We start from the raw sequence: 23,591 nt of genomic DNA, 5'->3' as shown, positions 1-23,591 counted from the left end.
GGTCTGCAGGCCTGGAGCCGCTGCGGCGCTTACCTGCCCTTCTTGTACACCTCGGTCCGCGTGCTGCCGGCCAGCTCGTGTTCCGGCAAGGGAAGACTCAGACGGGTCTGGCCGCCCTCTGGCGTTGCGCCTTCGCCAACGAGCGGGAAGGAGAGCCGCAGTTCGGCCGTCAGGCCCTGATTGCGCGGGTTGGCCACGCTTACGGCCATGGTGTCCTGACTTTCGACGAGCCAGACCAGGCACGGCTGGACCGCCTGCAGGATCAGACCCGGGCGGATGGTCAGCTCTCCGGGGGCATAGAAGGCCGCGCCAGTCAAATTTCTGGACGGGCAGGCGGCCGCCTGGAGCGCCGGGGTGTTGGCCAGCACCTGGACGGAGGGGGACTTGACCAGGGTGCGGAAGGCGGCCTCGTCCTGGGCCAGGCCCACGAGCACGGCATAGGTGGCCTCCCGGGGGCTGACGCCATGATCCTTCCAGAGGCTCAGGACCTTTTCGCTCGCGGGGATGGAGTCGTAGCTCTGGTTGATGTCCTGCCAGTCGCCTTCCTGCACCGCAGCCCGGACCTGCAGGGGCGAGTCGTCCATGGACAACCAGCCCACGCCGCCGTTCCAGACCCAGCGTGCGGACTGGCTGGGGGCTGTCAGCGTGACCGGGGCAGGGGACAGGGGTTTGCCCGCGGGGTCTGTGCCCACAAGAGATCCACTCAGGCGGCGCTGGTCGATGGTGGTGAACACCGGCCCGCCAGGATGCGAAATGCCCGCGCCCAGGAGCAGGGCCAGGTCATCAAAAAAGAACCAGCTCTTGCGCGCGGCTAAACCTTCGGAGCGGAAATCCATGGCTGCGAGGCCGTTCATGCCATCGCTGACCCCACCGGCAAAGTCCGTTTCCCCTTCCGAGCCTCGGCCCCATTTGTATTGGCTAAAGGGACCCGGATCCTGCGCTGCAGTGACGCCGGGCACCATCCGCCAGTTCCAGACCGGAAAGAGGCCGGAATAATCGTCTCCCCGGCGCAACAGAAAGAAGCTGCCCTGGGACAGGTGCTGGCCCTTGAGGTTCTCGTTGTTGCCGGTTTCCGTCCCCCTGGTCCGGGAGGAGACCATTTTGACCGAGGCCAGCACGCCGGGCCGGCGGTGGGTCATGTAATCCGAGCACCAGAACTGCCGGTTGCCCACCGGCCCGCCGCGGCCGGGAGTTTTGATCTCCTCGCGAAAGGCATTGATCTCATCCAGCCGGGAGGGATTGAACAGGCTGGCCAGTTCCAGCCCGCGGTCCAGGATGGAGGCGTCATCGGCCTGGGGGCGGGAGATGTTGCGGCCCAGGGTGGCCGGATCCAGCCACCGGGCCCGGACCACCCAGCGCTGATGGTCCAGCATGTAGCGCAGGAGCGTGTCCAGCTGGACCGGAGTGAGCGCCCATTGCGTGCCACGGGCAAAGCGGGCAATTTCAAGGACATAGGCAGGGTACTGCAGGCCATAGCCGCCGGTATAGAGCTGCGGCCCGTGCATCTGAAAGCTCAGATCCGGCTGGATGCCGCCAGTCTTGCGGGCCTGGGCCGGGTCCTGGGTCAGGGTGAAGGAGGCCGAGGCAAAGGCCTCGCCCAGCATGGCGGCGTCGCGGGTCAGGCAACCCTGGAGGATGCGGATGAAGGCCCTGTCCACCTGGTTGGTGTTGGCCTCCCAGTCTTCCGGATCAGGCCGGGCCCAGCCGCGGTTGACGATATCCAGGCCGCGGTGCAGGGTCTCGGGCTCCAGCTGCGGCTCCAGGAGCAGCATGATGGAGCCCATGCGCTTGGGCACGGAAATCTCGTTGTACCACCAGTTTTTGGATTGATAATCCTTGTCCAGCCACAGACCCAGGCCCCGGCGGCAGGCATCCAGCACGGTTGCGCTGTTGGTGAACGCTCCCTTGGGCGTGGCCCAGGCTCCGGCCAGATGGAGCACACGCTCCAGGTGCTCACGCGGTTTCCAGCGGGCAGCGCTGACATCCTGATAGTCGATGTCCGGCCAGCGGCCCGAGGCGCTCATGTTCTTGAGCAGCCATTCCACATCCTGCGGCTTCACACCGCCCTCCTCCTGCAACAGGGCTTCCAGCACCTGCTGACGGACCCGATCCGAATCCTCCGACGCCATCGCAGGCAGGGCAGACGCCAGACAGGCGCACAGGCTCAGCAGCAGGGCAAGCGGGAAATGAGATCGTATCATCGCAGCCTCCTGGCGTGTTTTCTTTGCTGTCCAGGCCGGGGTGTGGTACGGGAAAGCATACCCGACGGGCCCATGCGGCGTCATCCTCAAATCCAGACGTGTGATTCATGCCGGCAGATGCTCCTCCTTCCATTCCAAAGATGAATCCAGGCCCTGTCGCCGTGGCGCACCTGCGCAGCGCCTCGGGCGGCGGTGGCGGACCGGACAAGACCATCTTCACCGAGGCGGCGCTGATCAACCCCGCCCGTGCAAAGCTGCACTGCCTGTACCTGCACAAGCCTGGCGACCCCCTGGAAGGCATCTCCGTGCGCGCCGAAGCCACAGGCACGCACCTGGCCCGGCTGCCGGGCGGGGCCTTCATCGACCCACGGCAGCTGATGGGACTGGTTCGGTTCCTCCACCGCAACAGCATTGATATCCTGCACTGCCACGAGCCCAAGGGTGACGCCTATGGCACGCTTCTGAGTCTGCTGCCACGCCAGTTATCTGGCCTCTTATCCGGTCTGCTGCCCCGGCCCATCCGGGTCATCACCACCTTGCATGGCTGGACCGCCCCCCGCTCCCGCAAGAGCGCCTTCTACGCTGCGATGGACCGCTACTGCCTGCGGCATCTGGAGGCGGTGGTGGCCGTGAGCCGACCCCTGGAACAGGCGGCCCTCAAGGCTCGCGCCCGCCGCGTGCTTTATGTGCCCAATGGCGTGGATACCGACCGCTGGACTCCCGCCGCAGGCCACGCCCAGCGTGAGCACCCCGCCCTGGCCGCCCCGGCCAATCTGGCCCCGGACCGGCCCTGGATTGGCTATGTGGGAAGATTATCCGACGAAAAGGCTCCGGACCGATTTCTGCGCATGGCTGCCCTGGTGGCCCGTAAACGTCCTGAGGTCGGCATCGTCCTGGCCGGCGAAGGTCCGGCCCTGGAAAATGCCCGGAGGCTGGCCGGCGAACTGGGCCTCGCCGAGCGGACCCTTTTTTTGGGCCGCCTGGAAGAAGATGCCATCCGCGGCCTCATGAGCCGGCTGACAGTGTTGGTCAACTCCTCCCGCACCGAAGGCATGCCGAACAACGTGCTGGAAGCCATGGCCATGGCCCTGCCCGTGGTGGCCACCGCCGTGGGCGGGGTGCCTGATCTGGTGGTGGAGGGGGAAACGGGATTCCTCGTGCCATCCGATCCAGCACACGGGGTGACCGAGACGCGTCTGGCCGACCGTGTCCTTTCTTTGCTGGACGATCCGGCCCTGGCCCGCCGCCTGGGTGAAGCCGGCCGGGCCCGCGTGGAGCGCGAGTTCTCGTTCCTTGGCCGGGTTGAAGCCATGACCACCCTGTACGAAACCCTGGCAGGACGCCGATGACCAGCCCTGTCGCCCCACCGCCAGATCCGCAGTCGCAACAAGGTCACCCCGCGGCCGAGCCAGCCCCCTCCTCGCTGGAGCATTCCCTCAACCGGCTCAAAGGCTTCGCCTTCTCCACCCTGCTGGCCACCGTGGCCAAGCTGGCCCTGCGCGTGGGCAAGAATGTGTTGCTCACCCGCATCCTTGGCCCGGAAGCCCGCGGCATTTATGGCTTATTGAACACCATCCCCGGCCTCTTCGTCAGCTTTGGCAATCTCGGCTTTGGCCTGGGCAGCCTGTACCTTGGGGCCACCAAAAAGGAATCCCTCAAGCACCTGACCGGCAATGCCGTCTGTTACGCCATTGTCCAGGGCGCGGTCCTGGCCTGTCTGGCCCTGGCCCTGCATCACCTGGGCGAAAATTTCATGGCCGCCAACCGCGCCGCCATCCAGGCCATCGGTTTCTTCATCCTCTTCGGCATTCCCCTGACGCTTTCCGAACGCCTGTGCAACGACCTGCTCATGGCCGCGCGGGACATTCATTTTCTGAATCTCATCTCCCTGATGACCTCCGTGGCCCCCATGGTGGTGCTGCTGGTCCTGTGGCCCCTCCTGGGGGACGCCCTGGCCGCGGCCTGCTGGTCCTGGCTGCTGTCCATGCTGGTGGTCAGTGTGATGACCGTGTACCGTCTGGCCCGGCAGTCCGGCGGGCTGGGGCTGCGTTTTTCCCTGGCGCGCCAGGCCATCGGCTACGGCCTGCGCGGCAACATCAGCCAGTTTGCCGGCGCGGTGACCAGACGGGTGGATTTGCTGCTGCTGGCGCATTTTCTCCCGGCCGAGGATCTTGGCCAGTACGCCGCGGCCGTCTCCCTGGCCGAGATGCTGCTCTTTCTGCCCGAGGCCGTGTCCATGCCCTTCATGCCCCTGCGCATGGAAATGGCCCTGGACGAGGACCAGTCCACGGCCCGGGCCTTTTCCGCCACCATCATCAAATACACCGTGGCCGTGGTCACGCCCATGCTCCTGGTCACGGCCCTGCTGGCCAAGCCCATCATCCTGGTGCTCTACGGGCGGGACTTTCTGCCTTCTTTGCCCTCCCTGATCCTGCTCCTGCCGGGAATCATGGCCCTGGCGATCTACCAGCTGATCAAGGCCGACCTGTACAGCCTGAACCGGCCGGGGCTGCTCTCCTGGATCAACGTGGGGTCCATGCTTCTGAACCTGGGGCTGAACCTCATCGCCATCCCCCTGCTGGGCATTGCCGGCGCGGCATTAACCTCCAGCATTTGCTATACCTTTTCCGCTGTGACGTGCCTGATCTGCTTCATGCGCATCACCGGCGCGCGCCCGGCCTCCATGCTGCTCCTGACCCGTAACGATTTCGCCGTCATCCGCCGTCAACTCGCCGGGTTTATTGGCAAAAAGCTGGGTGGCAAGAAGGAACGCTCATGAAAACCGCGGTCATCGTGCCCATGAAAAACGAGCTGACCGGTCTGGCCGCGCTGCTGACCACGCTCTACGCCCAGCTGGGACCAGAGGACGAGCTGGTGGCTGTGGACGCCGGGTCTGATGACGGCACCTGGGAGTTCGTCAGCTGTTTTGCGGCCACGCATCCGCAGGTCCGGCCCGTGCGCGCGCCTGGGGCCTTTCCCGGTGCGGCCCGCAACGCCGGCATCCGGGCCACGGACGCCCCCCTCATCGCCCAGTGCGATGGCGGCAACCTGCCCTGCCCCGGCTGGCTGGACGCCATCCGCGCGCCCATCCTCAAAGGCGAGGCCGACTACGTCACCGGTGACAGTCGGATCATGCCCATCTGGAAAACGATCTTCGGCCGCCGCATTGATCTCGGCTCCATCTACGGTGCCGTGACCTTTCGCGGTCCTTGTATCCGCAGCGCCGCCCCCCCGGACACGCCCCGGGACGCGCCCTCCTTCATCGCCCATGCCGCGGGCGGGGATTCTGTCTGCTACCGTCGGGAAATCTGGGAACGGGCCGGCGGATTTGCGGACTGGCTGCGCTTTGGCGCGGACCCGCTCTTTGTGCGCAAGGTCTCGCAGCAGACGCCGCGCCTGGCCTTTGCCGAGGAGGCTGTGGTCCTCTGGCAGCTCGGTCCCGGGCTGGGCCGGGTGCTGGAACGCCGTGTCCGCGGCCAGCGCCGCAGCCTGCGCACCTGGGAAATGCTTCTCCGCAACTGGCCGGAGGTGGCCAAGTACCTGGGTCTGGCCCTGTTGCTGGTCCTGAGTCTGTTCCTCCCCGCCGCGCGCCCCCTGGCTCTGGCCCTGCTGTTCGTGTTGACGGCGCTGCAGGCGGTCAAGTCCTTCAAGACCTGGTGCACCCGGCCGCATCCGCAGATCGAGCAGGCCGACCGCGCCGCCCAACGCATCGCCGTGATCCTGTGCATCCCCGTGCTGGACATGCTGGGCGTGCTGGCCCGGATGCTCGGCACCCTCCAGGCCCTGGCCCGCCGTGCCGAAACCAAGGACCATTGGGAAGACAGGGTCCGGGAGTACCTGAACCCATGAGCGCCCTCGCCTCCCTCAAGCGCCGGCTGAAACATCTGGGCGGCCAGGCCGCCGGCCTGGGTGTGCCGCGCCTGGCCCGGCGCGCGCAATCCCTGCTGGTGCTCTGCTACCATCGCGTGCTGCCCGCTGCCCAGCTGGCCGGCTGTCCCAGCTCCCCGCACATCGTCATCAGCGAGGACACCTTTGCCCGACAGATGGCTCTTCTGGCTGCTGAGTGCGCCGTGCTGCCGCTGGAAGACGGCCTGGAACGTCTGGCCCGCAGGACCCTGCCCCGCCGCGCCGTGGCCATCACCTTTGACGACGGCTGGAAGGACACCCTGACCACGGCCCTGCCCATCCTGGAGCAGCACCGCCTGCCGGCCCTGGTCTATCTGAGCACCGGGCATATCGGATCAACGCCGGGCTCCATGCCGGATGCCCCCCGGGTCTTCTGGCAGGAGCGGCTGACCATGGCAATGGCCCAGCTCGCCACGCGTTCCGAAGCGCCGGCCCTGCCTCCGGACTTGATGACGCTCTGGGACACCCTCCCCACCCCGACAGCGCCGACCCTCATCGCCGCCTGCAAACAGGCCGCTCCCCGCCTGGGCGCCGACGTGGGCGAGCGCATGGCCGTGGCGCTGCTGGATTTCCTCGGGCACCCTACCCTGCCGGACTCCGCCGCCATGCTCACCTGGGACGACGTCCGCGCCATGCAGGCCCGCGCCGCGCAGCACGGCATCGCCTTCGGCTCCCACACCGTGGATCATGTCCTGCTTCCGGCCGCAGCGCCCGAGGTCCGCGCCGCCCAGCTGGCCGATTCCCGCCAGACCCTGCGCGAGGCCCTGGGCCAGGACGTCCGCGCCCTGGCCTATCCCAACGGCGACCACACCCTTGCCGTGCGCAAGGCCGCCCTGGAGGCCGGCTACACCAGCGCCGCCACCCTGGAACGCGGCTTCAACGACGAATCCCTGGACCTCATGCGCGTGCGCCGGGTGAATCTCTACGAAAAGAAAACCGCCGGCCCCAAGGGCTACGAGCAGGCACTGTTTCAATGGGTGCTGATGACGGGGAGATAGGAAAAGGGGAAAAAAGAACGGGGGAACTCAGTTCCCCCGCGCCCCCTCGAATGGAAGGCTGAGGAACCCCTTCATCAGAAAGAGGTTCCTCAGAGGCTCCCCCTCTCCTACGCAAAGCCTTCCATGATCCGCGCCAGGCCTTCCAGGTTTGGCGTGCGGTTGCACAGCGGCCCCTGGGCCAGGGCCTTGTAGCGGGTATGGAGTGGCGGGCGGTCGTTTTTGTAGAGGATGCCCATGGGGATGGTCTCGCCAAAGGTGGTGGCCAGCTGCATGGCGGCGTCCCAGTCCGTGGGATCGTGGGAATCGGGGATGGGCTTGCAGCGTTCCTTGTACCAGGCGAAGGTATTGATCTTATTGAAAGACACGCAGGGCTGCATCACGTCCACCAGGGAGAAGCCGGGGTGGCGCACCGCGGCGACGATCATGTCCGTCAGGTGATCCATCATGCCCGAGAAGCTGCGGGCCACGAAGTTGGCCTTCATGGTCACGGCCACGGCCACGGGGTTGAATGGCTGGTTGGTCACGCCCCAGGGCTGGCTTTTGGTTTTGGAGCCCTCGATGGTGGTCGGGCTGGCCTGGCCTTTGGTCAGGCCGTAGATCTGGTTGTCGTGGACGATGACGGTCATGTCCACATTGCGGCGGATGGCAGCCAGGAAGTGGTTGCCGCCCTCGCCGTAGGAGCAGCCGTCTCCGGAGCTGACGAGCACCGTGGCCTCGGGATTGGCCAGCTTGATGGCCTGGGCCGGGGGCAGGCTGCGGCCATGCAGGCCGTTGAAGCAGTTGCAGCGCAGGTAATGCGGGGTTTTGGCGGCCTGGCCGATGCCCGAGCAGTGCACGTACTGGTGGGGCGCAAGTTCCAGGGTGGCCAGGGCTTTCTTCAAGGATTTCATGATGGCGTGATCCCCGCAGCCGGGGCACCAGGCGGTCTCGAACTCGCCGTAGATTTCGGTATTCAGCATGGCAGGCTCCTACAGGCGGTCCAGGATGTATTGGGCGGTGAAGGGCAGGCCGTCGTAGCGCAGGATGCGGGCATCGACGCCATAGCCGGTTTCCATGCGGATGCAGTTGGCCAGCTGGCCGGCGAAGTTGCCTTCCACCATCACCGTCCGCCCGGCGCGCTGGCACAGGGGCAGGAACTGCTCGGGCCTGAGGGGCCAGAGCTGGGTGAAGTGCAGCACGCCCACGCTGTGGCCCTGCCCGCGCAGGGTGGCCGCGGCTTCCTGCACCGCGCCCAGGGTGGAGCCCCAGCACAGGAGCAGGAGTTCCGGGGTGTCGGGACCGTCGTAGTCCGGGGCGATGACATCGGCCAGGAGCAGGTCATGCTTGCGCATGCGCTTCTCGTGCATGACGATGCGGACCTGGAGATCCTCGGTGATGTGCCCATCGGGGGTGTGCTCGTCAGAATCAAGAACCACCAGGGATTTGCCCAGGCAGGGCAGGCGGCGGGGGGAGACGCCGGAATCGGTCACAGCGTAACGCTCGTAGGCTTCGGGGTTGTCGTCGGAGCGATCTGGCAGCACAGGCGCGGGCAGCGCCTTGAGGTCGAAAGGTTCCACGTTGCGCACGGAATCGGCAAGGAATTGATCGGATAGGACAAAGGCCACGGTCTGGGCCTTTTCCGCCTGGTTGAAGGCATGCACGGTGAGGTGGAAGCACTGCTCCACGGTGCCGGGGGCGAAGAGCGCACGGGGGAACTCGCCGTGGCCGGCGTAGAGGGCCAGATTCAGGTCGGCCTGTTCGGTACGGGTGGGCAGGCCCGTGGCCGGGCCGGGCCGCTGGGAGAGAAAGACCACCAGGGGCGTTTCGGTAATGCCGGCCAGGGACACGCCCTCCACCATCAGGGCGAAGCCGCCGCCAGAGGTGGCGGTCATGGCCCGTGCGCCGGCATAGCTCGCACCCAGGACCATATTCACCGCGGCGATTTCGTCCTCGGCCTGTTCCACCACCAGCCCCATTGTCTCGGCATGGGCGGCCAGCATCATGGGCACGGAGGTGGCAGGGGTCATGGGATAGTAGGAGCAGAAGGTACAGCCCGCGGCCATGGCACCCAGGGCGACGGCCTCGTTGCCATTCAGGGCCAGCTGGGTGTCGCGGGCCGGCGCTTTGGCCAGGGGGCCGAAGCCGTGGGTCTGGCTGTCGATCCAGTCAAAGCTGTTGGTCAGCACTTCCAGATTCTGGTCGATGATCTCCTGCCCCTTCTTGTGGAACTGCTCGCTCACCAGCCCGGCCGGGATGCTCCGCTCCAGGCCAAGCAGCCCGCAGAGCACGCCCAGGGCGGCGACATTCTCGAAAATAGGTTTGGGAATCAGTTCCTTATACGGCACGGCCAGGGCATTGAGGCCGTCCGCGGTCATGGACTGCCCGAGCAGGAGCAGGCCGCCAGGGGCGAGTTCCCCGGCGTGCAGGCTGATGGTTTCCTGATTGAGGGCCACCAGGATATCCACGGCGGCCGTGCCGCAGCCGATGCGCGGCGTCCCCGAATCCTTGGCAGGCACGGCGGTGCGGATGGCAAAGGTATTGTGCCCGCCGCGGATGCGCGACTGGTAGTCCTGAGTGACGACCACATCGTAGCCGGCCCGGACCAGGGCTTTGGTCAACAATTGCCCCACGGTGACGAGGCCTTGCCCGGCCTCGCCGCCGATGAGGATGTTTGCGGCGGTCAACTGCATGGCGTCTCCCTGCGACTTGACGTGAAACGGAAGCCTCGGCCCGTGCGCCACGGGCCGGGCCTCAGCTCATGGAATCGTCGTAATAGTGTTGCAACTCACTGAGCATGATGTACTGGCTGTTGGACTCCTGGATCAGCCGTTCCAGCAGCCGGGTTTCGTCGGCATATTCAGCCTGTTTGAGTCTGGCTTCATAAAATGCCTTGATCTCCAATTCCAGGGCCAGCCCGGCGTCAATGGCCTCCAGGGCCGAGGCCGGACAGGTTTTGGGCAAGGAGGCATGCGCGGTGGAGAATACGGCTTCGGCCTGCGTCAGGCTCGCCTCATCCAGGGTGCAGACGGCTGGCACGTCCTGCACGGCCAGGGCGGCCAGCATGGCGTCGAGTTTCTTCAGCCGGTTTGTTTTGAGCTCGGCAATGCGTTCAAACACGGCGGCAATGGCCGGTTCCGGACAGGCGCCGGCAGCCTTGAGATACAGCTCCACCGCACGGGTGCAGAGATCCATGGCCTGGCACAGGGTCTGGTGCAATGGGGTCGAGGCGTCGGACATCGCGACTGCTCCGATTGGTTGATGCAATGTGAAAAGCTGCCGGAGAGGGCTGATGCTGCCGCCCTCTCCGGCAAGGCGAGCGCAGGGTTAGGCTGCGGCAGGGGGCGTGGGAGCCGGACGGGTGGCGAGCTCCTTGTCCATCATGAACAGGCCCTCGCCCTGGCTGCCGATGAGGCGCAGCTTGGCCAGGATATCATTGAAGGAGTCTTCCTCCTCCACCTGTTCGGAGACAAACCACTGCAGGAAGATGGTGCAGGCATGGTCGCGTTCGCCGTAGGCCACGTCCATGAGATCATTGATGCGCTTGGTCACGCTGTATTCGTGGTCGAGGGCATACTCGAACACGGCCAGCGGTGTTTCCCATTCCTGGGTGGGGGCGTCGATGGCCGCCAGCACCGGCGCGCCGCCGCGGGCCAGGATGTAGTCGTAGAACTTCATGGCGTGGAAGAGCTCTTCCTGGGCCTGCATGCGCATCCAGTTGGCAAAACCCGGCAGCCCTTTTTGCGCACACCAGGAGGCCATGCCGAGATAGAGGTAGGAGGAATACAGCTCCCATTTGACCTGTTCGTTGAGGGCATCATTCATTTTCTGTGTCAGCATAGGTGGCTCCTGGAAAGGGATCGTGGGCGAAGAAGGGGTGATGACCCCAGTGTAAACCATGAATTTGCCACAAGCGCAAGCGGTTGCGCCGGGCAACACGCCTGCTGCTGGCAGGGCGGTCATGAACCAGACGGCCTTGTGGAGCAGACAGACCGGCTATGGCGAGGGCAGGGCCGGCACCCCTTGCAGGCCCAGGTTCACGCGATCCAGAAAGGCGCTGGGCGTCTGCAGGGTGCACATGAGGTGGCGGCTGTTGCCGGACGGGGCGTCCAGAAAGTGGATGATGCGGAACTCACTGCGGGCAAAGACGCCCATGGCGAAAATATGCTCCGCCTCTTCCGGGGCAATGAGCAGATAATCGCCCTGCCCGTCCAGGAGCTGGCGCAGCATGCCGATGTTCTCCTCGTCGCTGACTATACGTCTGGGCTGCAGCCGGGAAATGAGCCCATCCACAAAGGAACCATAAGAAAAACTGAACCTGACCAGCAGGGTCAGGGTTTGGTCCGCCATCAGGCTGGCGAGTTCCATTTCGTCAGCCAGGCCGGGCGCATCCACTCTGGCCAGAGCCACCACGGGGCTGTCGCGGTAAATTTCGTCAGAAAAGCGGGCAAACGCCTCGCGCTGCGGCGTCTTGAACCAGCCCAGGGCGCAGGTGGTGTCGGCATTGGTCTGGATGCGCTCCAGCTGGCGCGGAGCGGGCAGCACCTCCCAGCGTGTGGGCCAGCCGGCCAGGGCCAGGGCCTTGAGCAGGGGGGAGACGACCAGCCCCCCCACTCCGCCGCTGCTATCCTCTATGTAGTATGGCGGGCGGATATAATACAGAATTCTGATGACTGGCAGCCGCGCCGCCTCGCCTGTACCAGCCGGACTGGACTGGTCGGCCGTACTGGATCGGTTGGCCGTACTGGACCTGCCGGCCTCGCCTCCCGCATTGCCGGCCTCAGCATACGCCACGCCCCAGGCCATTGCCGCAAGGCAGGCCAGGGCCGCCAGACATAGCAGGCGGCGCATACCATGGCGCAATATCACCACCTTTGGCGAGGGAGGAGACATCATTGTCAAAAAATACGCGCAACGGCTGCACCCGTCAATCACCGGCCGTGGCCAGGAGATCGCGCAAAAAACGCCCGCCTCCGTGGTGGAGGCGGGCGTCTGAAAACGCGTCTGGGTGCGGCGTGGAGCCGGTGGCTTACCAGTCCAGCAGGTAGGCGAAAATCAACGGCGCAACGATGGTGGCGTCGGAGTTGATCATGAACCGCGGAGTATCCACATCCAGCTTGTACCAGGTGATCTTTTCGCTGGGGTTGGCCCCGGAGTAGCCGCCGTAGGAGGTCACGGCATCACTGATCTGGCAGAAGTAGGCCCAGAAGGGGGTGTCTTCCTTGTGCAGATCCTGAATGAGCATGGGCACGGTGCAGATGGGGAAGTCCCCGGCGATGCCGCCGCCAATCTGGAAGAAGCCCACGGGCGTGCCGGCCTCGGCCTGGGCGGAGTACCAGTTGGCCAGGGCTTCCATGATTTCCGTGCCGCTCTTGATGATCTGGTGGTTGGACAACCGGCCGTCCATGACCATGGCCGTGAACTTGTTGGCCAGGGTGGAGTCCTCGAAGCCGGGCGAGAAGATGGGCACGTTCATTTCCTTGGCCGCCAGGACCCAGGAATGCTCGGCCGGGATGGCAAAATGCTGCTTGATTTCGGGCCGGTCCAGCATGTCGAAGAAGTACTCGCAGACGAACTTGCGGGTGCCGTTCTTGTCGGCCTGTGTCCAGATGTCCAGCAGGGTGGATTCGGCCTTGAGCATCACCGTTTCGGGGATGCAGGTGTCGGTCACGCGGTTGAAGCCGCGGTCGCGCAGGTCGCGTTCCATCTCGGCGGTCAGCTCGCGCCAGTTGGGCACCAGTTCGTAGCTGTTGTTATCGAAGAGGTTGAACAGATCTTCTTCAAGGTTTGCGGCGGTGCAGCTGATGCCGTGGACTTTGCCGGCGCGGATCATCTGGCTCAGGGAGATGCCCAGCTCCGCGCTGCTCATGGCGCCGGCCAGGGTGATGAACATCTTCCCGCCCTTGTCCAGCAGCGCCTTCCAGGCCTTGGCGGCTGCCAACGTTTCCCGGGCGTTGAAGTGTTTGTAGTGAGTCTCCATGAACTGGCTGACGGCGCCCATGCAAATTCCTCCGGCTAGGGTGCAAGATGATGCAGAACAGGCAGGCCACAGGGAGCGGCCGCCCGCGGGGCGCGGCCCCGCGCTGAGGTCCTGCAGACACTGACAAGAGTTCCGGTCATAGCACGCTTGCTTGCGATGCGCAAACCCGTTGCCTCGCAGCCCGGCCTGAGGCATTGGGAGATGAACCCATCCGCGCAAGGAGCGCCCCATGCCACAGCACCCCTCGTTGCTCAGCCGTTGCCTGCACCTTCTGACCGAACAGGATCTTGCCGTGCTGGCCACGTGCCCGGCCGCGTCAGAGGGCACCCCTCTCTGTTCGCTCATGGCCTATACCCTGGCCGAGGACACCCGGCACCTGCTGCTTGTCTCTCCCGCCGGCTCCCGCAAGGTTGCCTATCTGCAGCAAAATCCTCATGCCAGCGTGCTGGTGGACACCCGGACCACCGCGCCGCGCGAGGCCGTGCAGGCCCTGACCGTGAGCGTCCTGCTTGCCCCTCCCCCGCCGCATGAGGTCCCGGCCCTGCTGCACCGCTTTCTCGCCCGCCATCCGCGGCTGGAGGCCTTTGCCCGACGTCCGGAGACTGTGCTGCTGCGCCTGCGCATGACCTCTCTGCAGCTCCTGGACGACGTGGAAACCGCGCATTTTCTGCAGCTGGAGGAATGAGGATTCGACACCCGCACAGCGAACCATTGGGCATTCCACGAAAAATCTTGTCCCTGCGCATGGTTCGTGGCATGACGGCCCCATGAACCGCCGCACTCCCGAAGCCCGTGCGCATGACCGCACCCGTTCTCGTGATGGCATCCCGAGGTTCCAGGCGCAGGTCCCATGAACGTCATCGCCATCATCCCCGCCCTGCTCATCCTCGTGCCACACGGGTATTTCGCCTGGCTGCTCGGGGTGCTGGTCTATGACCATCTGGACTGGGATCCGCTCTCCTGCATGGTGCTGGCCCTGAGCATCTTTCCTCTGACCACGGCCATGCAGTTTTACGCCATGCACCGCGCCGGCCGGGTGGCCACGGGCATCATCTGCAGCGGCTACGTCATCGGCACCGGGCTGTACGGCGCCTACAAAATGCACTGGCTGGCCACCATCCGCCACGCCCAGCGCTTCGACATCGGCTTCTTCATCTTCTTCGGACTGATCTTCTGCGCCATGGCCTTTCTGATGGGCCTGGAACTTTACGACAGCATGCGGGAGCTGCGGGTGTTTTCTTTTTTCGACGAATTCTTGGGATTGCAGCCAAGACCCGGCACACCACGCTCAACCCCTCACCCTCCCGTCGCTCGCCCCGCCCCCCCCACACGCGCCGCCGCTGCGAAAAAGAAGCCTCAATAACCACCATTGCATTTCCCATCGCCCTCCGCTAGGCTTCCCTCGCCCCCCTCAACCCCGGAGCCCCCATGCGCGGACTGCGATTGCTGACACTGGCCCTGCTGCTCACCGGTGCATGCTCTGCGGCTGGGTTCGCCGAGAATGCCACGACAGCCCCCACGATCATGGTCTTGAGCGTGGAAGATCAGGTGCGCCTGAAGCTGTTGGAAGAAAAGGTGGAGGAATTAAAGAAGGGGCTGGCGGAGGTGGAAGGAAAGGTGGCGGGGCTTGGGAGGGAGACGGTTGCCACAAAGACTCAAATTGAATACGCTGAAAAATACGTTGATTTTAAAGCAACACTGCTAAATCTTTGGCTCGCTGGTGTAGCAATTGTATTCACAGTAGTAACCCTGATTGTCATACCTAACAAATTACGAGAAACCCAATTACTATACAACAATTCAAAAGCTAAAGCCCAAAAGCTTCTGGAGCATCTTCACAGTATTAATGAAGAAGCGCAACAAACCTTGCTTCAATATACCGAAGCTGCCAAATCGAAAGTTTTACAGCTAGATGCCATAGCTGAGCTCACGCCAGAGGATGCGAAAGATCTGGCTTTGGTAGCCAATCAGAATAAGGATCTATACGCAAAACACGTCGCCCAAGCTATCCAAGCGCAGGCAAGAGAAGACTGGAATACTGCCAGAGAAGCATGGGGAAAGGCGCTTGAGATAGAGCCAAAATCTCAACGAGCCCTTTTGGGCTTGGGGGTTTGCTACACGTACTTAGCTGATCTTTCCCGCCATCTGCCCCAGCGTATGGAACTATTAAAGACGGCAAAAGAACAATATGAACGAGCCATCTCTATCAACAAACGTTTTCACGAGGCCTTTTACAATCTTGGGGTTGTCCTTTCAAAAATCGCGGATGAGACACCAACTGCAGATGAGAAAGAGCGGTATAACCTCCTTCAGCAAGCACTTGAGTCTTTACTAGAAGCATTTAACATTAAACCAAACGACCCTGAGACGAATCTCAGTATTGGCATTATCCTCTCAAAGAAAGCTCATATATTACTGCCATCCAACCCAGAAGAAGGCCGAAAGCTAATTTCTAACGCAATTATGCACTATGATGTCTCATCAAGGTCAGAAGAGTGGAAATCTAAAGCGTACTTTAATTGGGGCAATGCACTTGCCGAATTAGCGCAGACGTATATGTCACAAGGAAATCTCCATCGCGCAAAAGAGTATTTTAAGGAGGCACAATTCAAATATCAACGCGCATACGCGAAAAATCAACAAGATCATCTCGCTGCTGGCAACTATGGTAGCACACTTTTATCTCTCGCCTCACCACAACTGGCCGAGGATGAACCCTCAAGGATCCAGCTTCTTGAAGAGGCGAAAAGATGGTTCATGCTATCCCTAAACCTAGAACCAAAGGGCTCTCGCTACCCCCTGGCTTGCGCCGAAGCACAGCTTGGGAATCATGATGAGGCAAAACGCCTGCTGGAGATTGAACTCGACAACAGCCTGCTGGCCTTGAAGCAATCTCCCTGCTCCCACCTCGCCACCGACCCCGACCTTCAGCCCCTCCGCGACCATGATCCCGCGTGGTGGGCCGACTTCATGCGGCGCGCCTGTCCGGAAGCCTCTCCTCCTCAAAGCGAGTCGGAAACGTCTCCCTCCAGCTAAGTCCCCCTCACGCCTCCTCGCACACCGGGTGCTGGGGGCGGGCTTCCTTGGTCTGGGGGATGTCGATGTGGAAGCGGCTGCCCTGGCCGGGGAGCGAATCCACGCAGATGGTGCCGCCGTGGGCCTGGACAGCGTGGCGGGTGATGAACAGCCCCAGGCCCGTGCCCTTGCTGCCCTTGGTGGAGAAAAACACCTGGAACAGTTTGGCCCGGGTGGATTCGTCCATGCCGGGGCCGTTGTCTTCCACCTCGATATGCACGGTGTCGCCCTGGCGGTCGCAGCGCAGGGTCACGGCGCAGGCGCGGGCATTGGCTTCGCCTGCCCCGCCGGCCTGCTGCAGGCTGGCGCAGGCCTCGATGGCGTTTTCCAGGAGGTTGACCAGGGCCGCGCCCAGGAGGGTCGGGTCGGCGGCAAAGGTGGCCGGAGGTTCGGCATCGTCTGCCCCGGTCGCGCCGTCCGAGGAGGCTGCCGGCACGTCCAGAATCAGGCCCACCCCCAGGCGCTCGGCCTTTTCGCGGACCATATTCAGGGTCTCGCGGCCAAAGCGGCGCAGGTCCAGCGTCTGGCGCTCGGGCTCGCGACGCTTGGCGCAGAAAAGGATGTCCAGAATGAGGGTCTTGATCCGGCTGGCCACGTCTTTGGTCTGGTCGAAACCGCGGCGGATGCGGGTCTGGTCCTCGCGCTCCAGGCCGGACTCCATGGCGTATAATGCGCCATCCAGGGCCGTGAGCAGGCCCTTGACCCCATGCGAAAGGGAGGCCACCACCAAGCCCAGGGAGGCCAGATGCTCGCGGGTGGCGGCCAGCTCGGTCTGCAGGCGCTTGAGCTCGCCCATGTCCACCGCCAGCTCCATCACCAGCACGGTCTCGCCGGCGGCATTGCGGATGGGCGCGGTGTGCACCACGGCGGGGATCTCGTTGCCGTCCTTGCAGAGGAGCACCTCGTGCACGCGGCGGGGGGAGTCGGCAAAAAAGGTGGCCGGCACGGGCAGGGTCCGCCTGCGGGAGGCCCCATCCTTATAAATGGCCCAGCTGTCCCGGGGGTGCGGGCCATCGATGTGCGGATCGCCCAGGCGTTCGCGGTAGCGTTGGTTGACGCTGACGATGCGGCCTTCCCGGTCGTGCAGGGAGACGAAGCAGGGCAGCTCATCCAGGACGGACAATCCATCCTGCAGGTCCGCGGCCACCCCGCTGAAGGCCTGGGAAAGGCCCTCCACCACCTGCCGGGCGGCAAGCTGACGCTCCATCTCCACCAGCCGGGCGGCCTGGGACTGGGCCAAGGCTTCCAGATTGCAGGTGTATTCGTGGAGCTGACGGCGGGTTTCGATGCGCTCCAGGGCCCGGGCAATGGCCACTTCCAGCGCGCCTTCGCCCACGGGCTTGGGCAGAAAATCCGCCGCGCCCAGCTGCAGGCCGCGGATGGCCAGATCCATGTCCCCATGACCGGTGACGATGATGACTTCCGTCTCCGGGGCTGCGGCCTTGACGGCCTCCAGCACCTCCAGCCCGCTCTTGCCAGGCATGCGCACGTCGGTGACGACGATGGCCGGAGGCGGTGGCACGGCAGATTGTGCGCCCAACGGCGCAAAATGCGCCAGGGCTTCGTCGCCATTGGTCGCTTCTATAACCGTGAAGCCCATGTCCCGCAGGGTCAGGCCCAGCACCTTGCGCACGCCGGCTTCGTCGTCCACCAGCAAGATGGACTCGCTGGCCGTCTGACACTGCTGCATCCGTGCTCCTTCGGGCAAAATCCCCGTTCTGAAGAGATGGAATCACTGTGCCAGAAGAGAGGCCAGGGCGTCCAGCAATCCTTGGGGGGTTGGCGGCTTGTGCACGTGCAACACGGGCGCGCCGCCAGCATCACCATCGTGCAGGGACCGGCCCAGCCCCGCCTCCACCAGCGCCAGGGCGTGGCGGAAGGCCTGTTCGGATACGGCAGAAAGCACCAGCACGGGCACGCGGGCAAGGGTCGGGTCGTTTTTGAGCCCTTGGAGCATTTTGAGCCCGCCTTGCTCCGGCATCATCAAATCCAGGGAGATGCAGTCTGGCTGCATCTCCCTGGCCTTTTTCAACCCTTCTGCGCCGTCGCGGGCTGTGGCGGTCTCGTGGCCGGCCGAGCGGAAGACGGCGCTGACGAAGACCCGCAGGTGCGCCTCGTCATCCACCACCAGCACCTTGGCCATGGCTAGGCCTCGACCGGTTCCTGCCGGTAGCCGTAGGGCGAAACATCCACCTTGTCCGGATGATTCACGCTGACCACGGGGCAGTTGGAGCGCAGCACGACCTGCTCCAGGGTGGAGCCCATAAGAGCCTGTTCAGGATCAACATCCTTGCTGTGGTGGGCCATGGCGATGAGGTCGGCCTTGGCCTCGCGGGCGTACTTGAGGATTTCCACGTAGGGCTCGCCTTCCCAGATCTGGATGACGTAGTTGTCGAACCCTTCCATCTTGTTGACGTATTTTTCCTCGATCTTCTTGCGGGCGGCTTCGATCTTCTTTTCCACAGTGGCCTGGTCCGGGGCCACGGCACCGCCTTCCTTGGCCACGTCGATGGCATGGAAGAGGTGCAGGCGGCAGCCGATGTCTGCGGCCACGTTGCGGGCAAAGGCAAACGCGTGATCGGACTGCTTGGAGAAATCCACGCCCACCACGATATTGGCGAAGTAGCTCCAGCAGGTGATGCAGGGGCGGCTGACGATGAGCACCGGGCAGCGGGCCGTGCGGGCCACGCGCTGCATGGTGGAGCCGGCCACGGCGCGGTGGCGGGTGGCGCCCACATCGTCCGCGCGGGTGTGCGCGCCCATGATGATCAGGTCTGCGCCAATCTTGCGGGCCGTGCGCAGCACTTCCATGGCCGGATCGCCCACCACGGCTTCCAGGGTGCAGCCGGGGTGGCCTTCCATCAGCTTTTCATACGTATGAGTCATCTCCTCCTTGACCAGATCCACATAGTTCTGGTCCTGGGCCTCGGTTTCCCCGCCGGTGCGCACGTCCGTGGCAAAGGTGGAGAAGCCGCGGGTGGGGATGCCGAAGACGTGAAAAACCGTCAGTTCGGACTTGTTCTTCTTGGAGAGTTCAAAAGCCACCTTGGCGGCATCGTCACAGGTGGGGGACGCGGTGGTGGCGAACAGGATCTTCTCGAACATATGTCACCTCCTGAGGGCGCATTCCGCGGAAGCGCCATGGAAGGAAAGCTGCCAGGCCACGGCCTCGATCAGCTCGAACAGGGTAAAGACCGTTTCGAAGACGAACTCTGCAAAGCGGTCGCCCAGGACCATGTGCCGGCAACGGCCCAGGCGGAACGGCACGTCCCACAGGGACGCAGGGGGAATGTGCTTGATGGGAACCTCCTCGCTGGGGTGATCATTTCGAACGCCGACGAGCGACGTGTACATGTCCAATCGTTCCGGGGGCGGATGGCCCACCAGCTCCACGGTGCGCACCAGCATGAGCCCTTCCACCTCGCCGGGCAGGATCGGCGGCAGCTTCTCCCGCCCTTCGAGCCCTTGCAGCAGGGCCGGCAGAAACTGGCTGAGGCGGGCAAAATCCCGGTGCAACTGAATCATCCGGAACCAGCTGCCCAGGGTGAAGCCTTCCGCCAGGGTCACGGCCTCGCCCAGCAGGCTCAGGGGATCCTGTGCGCTGGGGTGGCCGTCCACCAGCAGGGAGCCGTCGCAGGCCACACTCACTCGCTGCATGCGTCCCTCCCTGACCTTGCCGCCCCTGCCACAAGGGAGGTGGCTGCCAGCAGCCCCTTGGGGCTGGCCGCGGGCAGGCACAGGGCGAAAGTTGCGCCCTGGGGGCCGGCGTTTTCCAGCTCGATGCTGCCGCCGTGGGCTTCCACGATGCGCTTGGTGGCCATCAGGCCCACGCCCGTGCCTGTGGCCTTGCCCGTGGCAAAGGCGGCAAAGAGGCGTTCGCGGGCTTCTTCCATCACGCCGGGGCCGGTATCTGCCACGCGGTAGCAGATGAACCGCCCCTGGCGGCTGGTGGACAGATGGACCCGTCGTGGGTTTTGGGTGCGGCCTTCCAGGCTGCGGGGACCTTTTTGCGGAATGGCCGCGGCCTCTATGGCATTGCCGACCAGATTCATCAGGCACTGGTGGATAGCCTTGGCGTCCATGAGAATGGGCTCGCGTCCGGCATTGGCATCCACCACCAGTTCCACCCCGGCCTCCAGAGCCTTGTGGCGCAGCAGGGAGGCCACCTCCAGGGCCGGCTGGTCCGGATCGCAGGGCGCGCGCAGGGGCACGCGCTCCGAGCCCATCTGCAGCAAATCCTGCATCAGGTGTTTCACTTCGGCCACATTGTCCTTGAGCATGCTGAAGCCCTGGGTTTCCATGGCCTTGTCGCCCTGGCGGCCCTGTTCCATCAGGAAGATGGCCCCCTCAAGCCCGGAGGCGATATTTTTGATGGCATGGGCCAGGGAGGCCGCGGTCTGCCCCACGGCGGCAAAGCGCTCCACGGCGGCCAGCTCCCGGCTTTTCTCCAGGGCCAGACGCTCCAGATGTTCCGTGTATTCGCGGAGCTGGCGGCGCATGGCCAGATGCTCGCGGGCGCGGGTCAGGGCAATATCCAGGATATCCTCATTGATGGGTTTGGTGACGAAGTCCGTGGCTTCGCGCTTGATGGACTGGATGGCCAGATCCAGATCCCCATGCCCGGTGAGCATGATGACTTCAATATCCGGATCCTGGGCCTTGATGCGCGACAGCAGCTCAATGCCATCCATGCCGGGCATCTTGATGTCCGTGAGCACAATGGCTGGCTGCACTTCCGCCAGCCTGTTCAGGGCGTCCTCACCGGACACCGCCAGATGGACCTCGTACCCAGCGTCGCGCAGGATGAGGGACAGCACCTTGCGGATGCCCTCTTCATCGTCCACCAGCAGGACGGTTTTTTCCGACGTGAGATCAACCATGCGTCCCCTCCTCAGGCAACATACAGGCCGCAGCATCACTCGAAGGCAGAATGACCAGGAAGGTGGAGCCTTCCGGCCCCGTACGCTCCAGGAAGATCTCCCCGCCGCAATCCTGCACGATGCCATAGCTGATGGACAGGCCGAGACCCGTCCCTTTGCCCGTGGCCTTGGTTGTGAAAAATGGTTCGAAAATACGGGCCTGCACCCCGGGCGGCACGCCTCCGCCGGTATCTGACACGCGGATGTGCACCCAGCCGTGGCAGTCCCTGGCAACGATGGCGATGCGCTTTTCTTCGGGATCCCCGGCGCCAAGCGGCCCCAATGCCGCCCGGCCGCGCTCGCCCTGGAATTTTTCCTCAATGGCATCGCGGGCGTTCATGAGCATGTTCACGAAGACCTGCTCCAGCCGGCCGGCATCACCCATCACCTTGGGCACATTGGGAGAGACGTCCAGCTCCACGGTAATCTGCCGCAGTGCCAGCTGCTGCCGGAACATCTCAAGCGAGCGACCGAGCACGTCGCCCACGTCCACCTCGTTGAGCTCCATCTCCGGCCGCCGCCCGAATTCGCGCAAATGATTGATAATACGCGTGGCGCGGTCCACGTGGCTGTCCATTTCCTGGGACAAGTCCGCCAGCACGTCCGGGGCCACGGTCTCGCCGCGGCGGATTTTCTTCAGGAAATAGGAGGCCGCACCCTTGATCACCGTCAGCGGCTGATTCAGCTCATGGGCCACGCCGGCAGCCATCTCGCCCAGGGTGGCCATCTTGCCGGCATGCACCAGCTGCTGCTCGGCCTCCAGACGGCGAGTGATATCCGTGACGGTAATGAGCAGCACGCGTGAGCCGCCAATCTCCACCGGGGTGGCCAGCATGGCCACATACAGGGTGCGGCCGTCCGGCACCAGCTGCGGCGCGCGCTCAATGGGCTTGCAGACCTGCAGTTCCGCAGCCATGCGATCGCGGGATTCCGGCAAAAAGAAATCCGGAAAATAGCGGCCGAGCATGTCCTTGCGGGTGATGCCGTACACTGTTTCCGCGCTTTTGTTGCAGTCCAGCACGGTCAGGCCCGTGAGGTCGAGCAGAAAGACCGGGCTGGGAATGGTCCGGTAAATGGCCTGATACTTTTCTTCCAGGCGTTTGGCCTCGCGTTCCAGTTCCTTGCGGGCGGTGATGTCCAGGCTCATTTCCATGGCAGCCACCACTTCACCTTTTTCGTCGCGCAGGGGCGCGGTGGTTACCAACCAATGGCGCAGGTTGCCCTGAGAGTCCAGCCCGCTTTCCTCGCTGGTGGCCGACCGGCCTGTCTGGAAGGTGGTCTCCACCGGGCAGTCCGGGCACTTTTCGTTGCGGCCTTTGTATGCCTTATAGCACGGTTGCCCCGGCCTGGGGTGGAAATGATCCTTGAATTCCCTATTATATCTGAGCAGGCGAAAATTGCGGTCCTGCACGGTAATGAAGCAGGGCACATTGGCAAAGAGGTTCTGGTATTCGTCACGCTGGCGGTTGAGATCCTTTTGCTTTTCTGCGATGGCTGCGCCCATGTCCGCCACGGCCTGGGCCAGCTGGCCGATTTCATCACGCTGGCGGGTCACGGGCACGGGGAGTTCCTCACCGCGGGCAATGCCACGAGTGGTCTGGATGAGGGCCCGGATGGGCCGGTTCACATACTGGCCCATAAAAAAGAGCAGCAGTGCGGACACAGCCAGGAACACGCCGGCGGAAAAAAGCAGCATGCGCCGGCCAAGGGCCTGCACTTCCTCATCGGAATTCTGCAGGGAGAGCACCAGATCAATGGCACCGAGGATCTTGGTATCCACGGGGTGAAAGTGGCAGCCCTCGCTGCAGCCTGGCTCGTTTTCGATGGGGGTGAGCATGCCGATGCTCCGCACCTCGCCGTCTTCGCGCATGCGGGTGCGCTCCAGGACGCTCAGACTGGTGCGGGGCGGTGCATGGGTGTGGCAGGGGGCACAGGCCTCGCGGGTCATGTCCACCACGGTGTCCACTTCCTCAGGCCTGTTGGAAAACTTGATGGCGCCGTCTTTGTTGTACACGCGCACGGCCAGAATCTCGGGCTGGCGGGCAATATTGGCCACAATCTGGGCGATGTCGTCACGGGAGTTGAGCATCATGGCGTAATGCAGGCCCAGCTTGACGGTGGTGGAGAGCCGCTCTGCCCCGTCCTGAGCCGCCCGGCTGCCCAACTCCTGCTGATTGACCATGGCCGCCCAGGTCAGCAAGGCCACGCTGCCCAGCAACAGCACGCCGTTGGAGACGACGAGCTTGCCGGCAAGGCTCCGGCTGATGGACGAGAACATGGACACGAACGCGGACATGGGGCGCTCCCTGCTCCTGGCTGTGCACGGGTGGAACGATTCTGGAATACACCGTTCCATGGTAATTGCCTGAGCACGTTGCGTGCCAGCAGCGCCAGCCAAGCAACGACGCGGTTTCTGGTCCAGTGGGATCAAGACGCGTCTGCAACCGGGCGCAAAATGCGTCCTTTCAGGCCAAAACCAGCAGTTTCATCCCTGTCTGGTGTGTTTTATGGAAGCCTTTTGGAGTTCACCTTGCCT

The 23,591-nt window shown here is 63.9% G+C and carries 20 protein-coding genes; 7 read left to right on the top strand and 13 right to left on the bottom strand.

Translation table 11 applies throughout. From position 1 onward, the window contains the following. Nucleotides 1–29 precede the first annotated feature (29 nt). Nucleotides 30–2,201: a polysaccharide lyase family 8 super-sandwich domain-containing protein gene (locus ACYQ00_RS08565; RefSeq protein WP_460031720.1), complete on the bottom strand. Its 2,172-nt coding sequence runs from the start codon at nt 2,199–2,201 to the stop codon at nt 30–32. Nucleotides 2,202–2,362: 161 nt separating this feature from the next. Between ACYQ00_RS08565 and ACYQ00_RS08560 the strand changes: the two genes are divergently transcribed. The 4 genes from ACYQ00_RS08560 to ACYQ00_RS08545 are packed head-to-tail and all read left to right on the top strand — an operon-like array spanning nt 2,363 to nt 7,105. Beyond that, nucleotides 2,363–3,550: a glycosyltransferase gene (locus ACYQ00_RS08560; RefSeq protein WP_460031719.1), complete on the top strand. Its 1,188-nt coding sequence runs from the start codon at nt 2,363–2,365 to the stop codon at nt 3,548–3,550. Then, nucleotides 3,547–4,980 carry an oligosaccharide flippase family protein gene (locus ACYQ00_RS08555; RefSeq protein ID WP_460031718.1) on the top strand — a complete coding sequence of 478 codons (1,434 nt, stop codon included), beginning with the start codon at nt 3,547–3,549 and terminating at the stop codon, nt 4,978–4,980. Before ACYQ00_RS08560 ends, ACYQ00_RS08555 begins: the two co-directional genes overlap by 4 nt. Continuing rightward, a complete protein-coding gene (locus tag ACYQ00_RS08550; protein WP_460031717.1) occupies nt 4,977–6,050 on the top strand; it encodes a glycosyltransferase family 2 protein in 1,074 nt (357 codons plus the stop codon). The genes ACYQ00_RS08555 and ACYQ00_RS08550 overlap by 4 nt, the downstream gene beginning before the upstream one ends. Beyond that, entirely contained in the window at nt 6,047–7,105 is a 1,059-nt protein-coding gene (locus tag ACYQ00_RS08545; RefSeq protein ID WP_460031716.1) for a polysaccharide deacetylase family protein, read from the top strand. Before ACYQ00_RS08550 ends, ACYQ00_RS08545 begins: the two co-directional genes overlap by 4 nt. Nucleotides 7,106–7,212: 107 nt before the next feature. On the opposite strand, the gene ACYQ00_RS08540 is transcribed toward ACYQ00_RS08545, so the two are convergent. From ACYQ00_RS08540 to ACYQ00_RS08515, 6 genes are all read right to left on the bottom strand, one after another. Beyond that, nucleotides 7,213–8,064 (bottom strand): 2-oxoacid:ferredoxin oxidoreductase subunit beta, encoded by an 852-nt coding sequence (locus tag ACYQ00_RS08540; protein WP_460031715.1) that lies wholly within the window; start codon nt 8,062–8,064, stop codon nt 7,213–7,215. Between the two features lie 9 nt (nt 8,065–8,073). Then, nucleotides 8,074–9,774, bottom strand: coding sequence for a 2-oxoacid:acceptor oxidoreductase subunit alpha (locus ACYQ00_RS08535; protein ID WP_460031714.1), 1,701 nt, complete (start codon nt 9,772–9,774; stop codon nt 8,074–8,076). A gap of 61 nt (nt 9,775–9,835) precedes the next feature. After that, nucleotides 9,836–10,321 (bottom strand): ferritin family protein, encoded by a 486-nt coding sequence (locus ACYQ00_RS08530; protein ID WP_460031713.1) that lies wholly within the window; start codon nt 10,319–10,321, stop codon nt 9,836–9,838. Nucleotides 10,322–10,408: 87 nt separating this feature from the next. Further along, entirely contained in the window at nt 10,409–10,921 is a 513-nt protein-coding gene (locus ACYQ00_RS08525) for a ferritin (protein ID WP_460031712.1), read from the bottom strand. Nucleotides 10,922–11,077: 156 nt separating this feature from the next. Then, nucleotides 11,078–11,932, bottom strand: coding sequence for a hypothetical protein (locus ACYQ00_RS08520; RefSeq protein WP_460031711.1), 855 nt, complete (start codon nt 11,930–11,932; stop codon nt 11,078–11,080). A gap of 178 nt (nt 11,933–12,110) precedes the next feature. Continuing rightward, entirely contained in the window at nt 12,111–13,082 is a 972-nt protein-coding gene (locus ACYQ00_RS08515) for a deoxyhypusine synthase family protein (protein WP_460031710.1), read from the bottom strand. Between the two features lie 208 nt (nt 13,083–13,290). Here ACYQ00_RS08515 and ACYQ00_RS08510 point away from each other — a divergent pair, with 208 nt between their 5' ends. The 3 genes from ACYQ00_RS08510 to ACYQ00_RS08500 all read left to right on the top strand — a co-directional run bounded on the left by ACYQ00_RS08510 (nt 13,291) and on the right by ACYQ00_RS08500 (nt 16,097). Beyond that, nucleotides 13,291–13,746 carry a pyridoxamine 5'-phosphate oxidase family protein gene (locus ACYQ00_RS08510; RefSeq protein WP_460031709.1) on the top strand — a complete coding sequence of 152 codons (456 nt, stop codon included), beginning with the start codon at nt 13,291–13,293 and terminating at the stop codon, nt 13,744–13,746. A gap of 165 nt (nt 13,747–13,911) precedes the next feature. Continuing rightward, nucleotides 13,912–14,424 (top strand): hypothetical protein, encoded by a 513-nt coding sequence (locus ACYQ00_RS08505; RefSeq protein ID WP_460031708.1) that lies wholly within the window; start codon nt 13,912–13,914, stop codon nt 14,422–14,424. Between the two features lie 65 nt (nt 14,425–14,489). Then, a complete protein-coding gene (locus ACYQ00_RS08500; RefSeq protein ID WP_460031707.1) occupies nt 14,490–16,097 on the top strand; it encodes a hypothetical protein in 1,608 nt (535 codons plus the stop codon). Nucleotides 16,098–16,104: 7 nt separating this feature from the next. Here ACYQ00_RS08500 and ACYQ00_RS08495 read toward each other — a convergent pair whose 3' ends face one another. The 6 genes from ACYQ00_RS08495 to ACYQ00_RS08470 are packed head-to-tail and all read right to left on the bottom strand — an operon-like array spanning nt 16,105 to nt 23,351. Continuing rightward, complete coding sequence (locus tag ACYQ00_RS08495; RefSeq protein ID WP_460031706.1) at nt 16,105–17,826, bottom strand: hybrid sensor histidine kinase/response regulator; 1,722 nt, start codon at nt 17,824–17,826, stop codon at nt 16,105–16,107. Nucleotides 17,827–17,868: 42 nt separating this feature from the next. Further along, entirely contained in the window at nt 17,869–18,279 is a 411-nt protein-coding gene (locus ACYQ00_RS08490; protein ID WP_460031705.1) for a response regulator transcription factor, read from the bottom strand. A 2-nt stretch (nt 18,280–18,281) separates the two neighbouring features. Then, the gene (locus ACYQ00_RS08485; protein ID WP_460031704.1) at nt 18,282–19,241 is read right to left on the bottom strand and encodes a universal stress protein; all 960 of its coding nucleotides are present in this window, start codon (nt 19,239–19,241) and stop codon (nt 18,282–18,284) included. Between the two features lie 3 nt (nt 19,242–19,244). Beyond that, a complete protein-coding gene (locus tag ACYQ00_RS08480) occupies nt 19,245–19,793 on the bottom strand; it encodes a hypothetical protein (RefSeq protein ID WP_460031703.1) in 549 nt (182 codons plus the stop codon). Next, complete coding sequence (locus tag ACYQ00_RS08475) at nt 19,781–21,016, bottom strand: response regulator (protein WP_460031702.1); 1,236 nt, start codon at nt 21,014–21,016, stop codon at nt 19,781–19,783. Before ACYQ00_RS08475 ends, ACYQ00_RS08480 begins: the two co-directional genes overlap by 13 nt. Beyond that, entirely contained in the window at nt 21,009–23,351 is a 2,343-nt protein-coding gene (locus tag ACYQ00_RS08470) for a PAS domain S-box protein (RefSeq protein ID WP_460031701.1), read from the bottom strand. The genes ACYQ00_RS08475 and ACYQ00_RS08470 overlap by 8 nt, the downstream gene beginning before the upstream one ends. Nucleotides 23,352–23,591 lie beyond the last annotated feature (240 nt).

It is taken from the genome of Megalodesulfovibrio paquesii (assembly GCF_054653055.1).
This window is presented reverse-complemented; position numbering and strand designations above follow the sequence as displayed.